Below are 3,948 nucleotides of genomic sequence, written 5' to 3' on the forward strand. Positions count from 1 at the left end.
GTGGGTGAAGCCATGGCCACGGTCAAAGCGCTTAACCGGATCACGCTATTAGGAATGCCGAACAGTATTCGCATCACGTAACAATCGACCCGTATGGGGCGCAGTCATTACATTACAGGTTCTGATTTATTCAACAAAGCCTTGTTGATGTAGAAACCGTGCGCATAGTAACCGGTACGCTCGCTGTCGGTATAGTTGCCGGTAATGCCCACCACGTTATCCAACACGTCACCCACCGTTTGCAGGTTCTGATCCTGCATGCGCTGTTTATTCACGATGGTAATGGATTGCGGAATATCACGCGGACTTAACAGCAGACGCGTCCCCGCGGTGGTCAGTTTGGTGCTGTAGTCGCCGGGCACATCCTGCCCTGCTGCGCCCCCGGTGGCGGTGACCACCAGCGTGTCGCCACTCTTTTTACCCGATGATGAGGCAGATTGTGCAGCGCTCTGATGGGTGTTGTCACCCACCGCAGTGCTGGTCGGTGCCGCCCCCGCCAGAGCGGGCCACAGTGCCGCGCCCACACACAGCGCCAAAACAAAAAAACTGCTTACCGATTCCCTTGCCTGAACCGGCTGTGCGCAGCCAAACATCTTTCCTTTCATAACGATACCTTAAGCATGCATCATGCTGACACGATAGCGCTTTACTTAGCTATCATCGGTTTAACGCCCGACGATGGTCGTGTCCCTGAGGCACAAATCTAATTATTGAGCATACATAATATTAGATAATGGGGATCATAGTGATAAGGATTTGCATTTAATATGTAAATAGGATTTACCTGTTGGCAAGGTTTTCACTGCCAACAGGTCGTTAATGGGCTTGCTTACGCAGAAGATAAATAAAGTAAGGCGCACCGATAAAGGTCACCAGCAGACCAGCAGGCACCTGATTAGGAAACAGGATCATGCGGCCCGCCCAATCGGCCAACAGCATCAATATGCCGCCAATCAGTGCGGAACAGCAAAGTTGAGGGATCACGCGGGAGAACCCCATCATGCGCGCCAGATGTGGATCCATCAGCCCGACAAAGCTAAGCGGTCCCACCGTCAGGGTTGCCATCGCGGTCAACACTGATGCCAACAGCAAAATCAGCAAGCGCACAGGCGTGACAGCGACGCCTAATGACTGGGCGGTCACGCTGCCCAACGGCAAAATGCGCAGCCAACATTGGCACAAGGGCACCATTAGCGCCAACACCAGTGCCACACCCGCAGTGTTGATCGCCTGTTCAGATTCAACGGCGTATGTCGATCCAGAAATCCAGGTGATTACGCCGCTCATACGCGGATCGCCACTCGCCAGCAGCAGAGTAAGCACGGTGGAAAATGCGGTGCTCAGAGCAATCCCCGCCAATAGTATGCGCTGGGTGGAAAAACCACCGCGACTGGCTATGGTGATCATCACCAGCAGTGTCAACGCCGCACCCGCGCTGCCCGCTGGCAACTGCCGTGCGCTGGTGTCTCCCGGTATCAGGAACAGAATAACCCCGGTCGCGGCACCCGCGCTGATACCTAACACTTCCTTGCTGCCCATCGGGTTAGCCGTCAGTTTCTGGATCAGTGTGCCCGCCATCGCCAGCATCATACCCGCCGTCAGTGCTGCCACCACGCGCTGCTAACGCCAGGGCAACAGCTGCGCCAGCGCCTCACCGCAGCTCCATTGCCAGCCTTGTGCACCTTTACCCAGCATCAGCGCTATTGCCAAAGCGCCCAGCAACAGCATTATCCCTGCCAGCAGCCAGCAGCCAGCAGCCAGCAGCCCCAGCGGGGGGCCACGGCGTTAATCTCTCCGGCTGGCGCCAACGCAGGCTGGTGTGTGGCGCGTAAGCGCGGCAGCAGCCACAGCAGTAGTGGGGCACCAATCAGCGCCGTCACCGCCCCCGTCGGAACTTCACGCCAGACACGGGTCAGCCACAGCACGGTTTGATCGGTCAATCCCAGCAGCAACGCCCCTAACAATGGCGCCAGCCAGAGCCGTTGCCACAAGCGACGAGCGCCCAGCATGCGGGCCAGCAACGGGGCAAACAGGCCAACAAAGCCGATAATTCCCGCCACTTTCACAGTTGAGCGCTGAGGAAAATCGCGACACCGAGCGTGGTTAAGCGCGCCAGCACCAGGCCTAAGTCCAGATTACTTGCCACGCCATCGTCCAGTCCCAACAGCGTTAGTGGGCGCAACAGCAGCAACGCCAGCGCAAAACACACCAGCAACCGGGGAAACAGAAACGCCACGCGGCTCCAATCCTGCTGGTTCAGCATGCCGCTGCTCCACAAAAACAGGTTTTGTAGATGCTCATGGTTAAACAACACCAGCAGTTGATTGACGGCAGCACAGTAAAAACTCAGCACCAGTCCAGCGAGCAGCAACGTAATCGGCGACATCTGCTTGCCCCATGAGAGGCCAAACACCAGTACGCCAATACCGAGCGCCCCCGCCATCGCAATCCACTGCTGCGCGACCTCGCCACCCGGCAGCATCCATAAGGTTGCCACCGTCACCCCGAGCTGAGCACCGGTGGCAATGCCCAGCGTAGCCGGTTCCGCGAGCGGATTGCGCAGCACCTGCTGAAACAGCAGACCCGCCAGCCCTAGCCCCGCGCCGACCAGCAGCGAGAGCGCCACGCGCGGTAACATGCTGTAATAGAACAGCAGTTGGCGCAAATCATCCGTTTCGGGTTGGCGACGGCCTGCCACAACGTCGCCATAGGCAATGCGTGGCGCGCAGATTGAAGGCCATCATCAACAGCAACACCGCCAGCATGCCGACCACAATCAGCACCACGCCAGAGCGCCTAGGCGTTGACGTCATGGCTAGCCTCCAGCGCATCCTGCAATACCTGACAAAAACGCATTGCCGATAGCGTGCTGCCATACAGCCACACTGCCGGTACGCGCTGCCAGCGTTGCTGACGCACAAACGGCAACGCCTGCCATAACGGGCTGCGTTCTACCTGCGCCATCATTGCCTCGTCACCGTGACCAAAACAGATGGCGTTGGCATCCTGAATGTCCGCCAGACGTTCAATGCCCACCACCACTCTGCCCCAAAAGCTGGTTTCTTCACGCCAGGCGTTTTCAATGCCGAGTTCATCCATCACTTCCTGAAACAGTCTGTTCTTCGCGATAATCAAGACGTGCGTACTATCGATAAAAGAGAACAGCAACAGTGGACGACGGGTGTAGGGCTGAAACTGCGCTCTGGCCTGCTGCATAAAGGTTGAGAAGATGTGCAAATACTGTTCCGCGGCGTCGGGGATGGCTAACCGCTGTGCCAACTGGCGCAGCGACTCTTTTGCCATGGTCAGCGGCCGTCCGGCGTCGTTATTAAAGGTGAACCCCATGGTCGGGCCAATACGCGACATTTTCTCTACCGACGGGCCATATCCCGCGGAGTAGACCATCAATGAAGGCCGCAACTGCGCCAACAGTTCCATATTGGGTTCGGTACGAAAGCCGACATCAATCACCGACTCGGGCAGTTGCGGCTCAGCGAACCATAGTCTGTAATTCGGGATTTCAGCCACACCCAGCGGCATAACCCCCAGCGCCAGCAGCAGTTCAGCAGGCAACCACTCGAGCGCCACGATGCGCCGCAAGTCTGGCGGTGCCTCGGTTTTTGCCTAGGCAGAGAAGCACAGGGGGGAAAGCAACAGCGCCGTCAGCACGCGACGGCGATCGTCATTAATACTATGGGATAACAAAGTCATCTTTAGCACACAAAGCTGACTGGCGCACCGCCGCGAGGATGCGGCAGGATCCCCATAGGAATGCCGTACACCGCTTCAAGCACCTGCGGCGTCATGATTTGTATTAGTCGCGACTAGATCTGACACTGGACCTTGAAAGGTTGAGAGTTACCGGTTTTGATATGGGTGTCTGATCCTTAAACAAAACGCGAGGTAACTCTCATGCTTCATACTAACAATCCCATTATCAAACACAAA

General features: G+C 56.9%; 1 protein-coding gene and 4 pseudogenes. 1 reads left to right on the forward strand and 4 read right to left on the reverse strand.

Translation table 11 applies throughout. From position 1 onward, the window contains the following. Positions 1-81: pseudogene (locus tag QZ506_RS08815) on the forward strand (lipoprotein); the annotation flags it as partial. Positions 82-107: 26 nt separating this feature from the next. Here QZ506_RS08815 and QZ506_RS08820 read toward each other — a convergent pair. The 4 genes and pseudogenes from QZ506_RS08820 to QZ506_RS08850 all read right to left on the reverse strand — a co-directional run. Then, a complete protein-coding gene (locus tag QZ506_RS08820; RefSeq protein ID WP_291970457.1) occupies positions 108-605 on the reverse strand; it encodes a TonB-dependent receptor plug domain-containing protein in 498 nt (165 codons plus the stop codon). A 211-nt stretch (positions 606-816) separates the two neighbouring features. Then, positions 817-2,831: pseudogene (gene fhuB, locus QZ506_RS21535) on the reverse strand (Fe(3+)-hydroxamate ABC transporter permease FhuB). Further along, positions 2,797-3,711, reverse strand: a pseudogene (fhuD, locus tag QZ506_RS08845) (Fe(3+)-hydroxamate ABC transporter substrate-binding protein FhuD). The pseudogenes fhuB and fhuD overlap by 35 nt, the downstream one beginning before the upstream one ends. Before the next feature lie 2 nt (positions 3,712-3,713). Continuing rightward, positions 3,714-3,794: pseudogene (locus tag QZ506_RS08850) on the reverse strand (iron-hydroxamate ABC transporter ATP-binding protein); the annotation flags it as partial. Positions 3,795-3,948 lie beyond the last annotated feature (154 nt).

It is taken from the genome of Candidatus Symbiopectobacterium sp., assembly GCF_020054415.1.
Lineage (GTDB): Bacteria > Pseudomonadota > Gammaproteobacteria > Enterobacterales > Enterobacteriaceae > Symbiopectobacterium.